Genomic DNA, 2,280 nt, shown 5'->3' on the forward strand with positions numbered 1-2,280 from the left:
TCGAAGTTGGCGCAAATTCGGCGGCGGCCAATCGGCTGATGGATCGACTGGAATATCTCCACAAGTTCGATCTTCCGGCAGATTTGCTGGACGGCGTTCCCGCGCATCGTGTGACCCGCCTTCGCCGGCAGGGCGAGCGCTATTACGCCGACGGCATGCGCGATCTGCCCGAAGGCAGGCGGCTTGCAATCCTCGCTGTCTGCACCATGGAATGGCGGTCATCTCTGGCTGATGTCATCGTGGAGACCCACGATCGCATCGTAGGCCGTCTCTATCGGGTCTCCGAACGCCTTTGCAGCACCAAGATCGCCGACGAAAAGGCGGCCGTTCGGGACACGCTGAAGTCTTTTGCTGAAATCGGTGGTGCTTTGCTTGGAGCGCAGGACGATGGCGCATCCCTGGACGGGATAATCACCACCGGTCCAGGCTGGGAACGGTTCAGAACCCTTGTCGCCACGGCCTCTGCGTTGACCAATGTGCTCGCTGCCGACCCGCTCAGCCGTGTGCTGGACGGCTATCATCGCTTCCGCCTCTATGCGCCCAGGATGCTGCGCCTGCTCGACATGCAGGCGGCGCCGATTGCCAAGCCTCTTCTGACGGCTATCGCGCTGCTACAGAGCGGGATCAAATCCGATCCTCCTATGGATTTTCTACGTCCCAACTCCAAATGGCATCGCCATCTTCGCGCTGCGCCCGCCGGCGACTACCGACTTTGGGAAATCGCGGTGCTGTTCCATATCCGCGACGCTTTCCGGTCCGGCGACATATGGCTGGCAAAATCGCGCCGCTATGGCGACCTCAAGCAGATCCTGGTCCCGCCACAGGCGATAGAGCAGACCGCGCGGTTCGCTGTGCCGCTGCAACCCGGCGAATGGCTTGCCGAGCGCAGGGCTCGACTGGATACACAACTGAAGGCGCTTGGCCGCGCGGCGCGAACCGGTACGATCCCAGGCGGCATCATCGAGAACGGCAAGCTGCACATCGACAAGCTGAAGGCTGACACACCCGAAGGCACTGAGGATCTCGTACTCGATCTCTATCAACAGCTCCCGTCCACGAGGATCACCGATTTGTTGCTGGAAGTGGATGAGCGAACCGGATTCTCCGAGGCTTTCACGCATCTGCGCACTGGCGTGCCTTGCCGCGACCAGATCGGCCTGATGAACGTGTTGTTGGCGGAAGGCGTCAATCTTGGTCTACGCAAGATGGCAGCGGCGACCAATACGCACAGCTTCTGGGAATTGCTGCGGATCGCACGCTGGCATGTCGAAGGCAGCGCCTATGATCGGGCGCTCGCCATGATCGTGGAAGCCCATGCCGCTCTGCCTATGTCCGCCTTCTGGGGACAAGGGAAATCCGCATCCAGCGACGGGCAGTTCTTCCTTGCTACCGAGCAGGGCGAAGCGATGAATCTGATCAACGCGAAATATGGCAACGTCCCAGGCCTCAAGGGATACAGCCATGTGTCCGATCAATATGCACCCTTCGCTACCCAGGTCATCCCGGCAACGGTCAGCGAGGCACCTTATATACTCGATGGGCTGCTCATGAATGACGCAGGCCGCCGCGTCCGCCAGCATTTTGCCGACACGGGTGGCTTTACCGATCATGTGTTCGCCGCCAGCTCCTTGCTCGGCTACAGGTTCGCACCGCGTATCCGAGATCTCTCTCAGAAAAGACTCTATGCCTTCACGCCCAACGCGACGCCCGCCAATGTGCGAGCGCTGGTTGGCGGCAAAATCAATGAACCGCTCATCGAGCGCAACTGGCCCGACATCCTGCGCGTCACGGCAACGATCGCAGCGGGCACCGTCGCCCCCAGCCAGATTCTTCGCAAGCTCGCTTCCTACCCGCGCCAGAATGAGCTGGCCCTCGCATTGCGGGAGATCGGTCGCATCGAGCGCACCCTGTTCATGATCGACTGGATTCTCGACGCCGGTCTCCAGCGCCAGGCTCAGATCGGTCTCAACAAGGGCGAGGCCCATCATGCCCTCAAGCGCGCCATCAGCTTCCATCGTCGAGGTGAGATACGCGACCGCTCAGGCGAAGGGCAGCACTATCGTATTGCCGGCATGAACCTGCTCGCCGCCATCATCATCTTCTGGAACACCATGAAACTCGGGGAGGTCGTGGACAGACGCGCCGTGGACGGCATCATCATCTCGCCTGATCTCCTCGCCCATGTCTCACCGCTGGGATGGGAACACATCAACCTCACCGGCGAATATCGCTGGCCTAAATCCTTAGCGTAGGATTTCGCCCCCTCCCGCAAACGACCCC

At 60.7% G+C, this 2,280-nt stretch carries 1 protein-coding gene; it reads left to right on the top strand.

Features of this window, described 5'->3' with window-relative positions:
- The coding region (locus KMAL_RS16500; RefSeq protein ID WP_110096530.1) for a Tn3 family transposase at positions 1–2,252 on the top strand (2,252 nt) is incomplete at its 5' end.
- Positions 2,253–2,280: the final 28 nt, after the last annotated feature.

This window comes from Novacetimonas maltaceti (assembly GCF_002906255.1).
Lineage (GTDB): Bacteria > Pseudomonadota > Alphaproteobacteria > Acetobacterales > Acetobacteraceae > Novacetimonas > Novacetimonas maltaceti.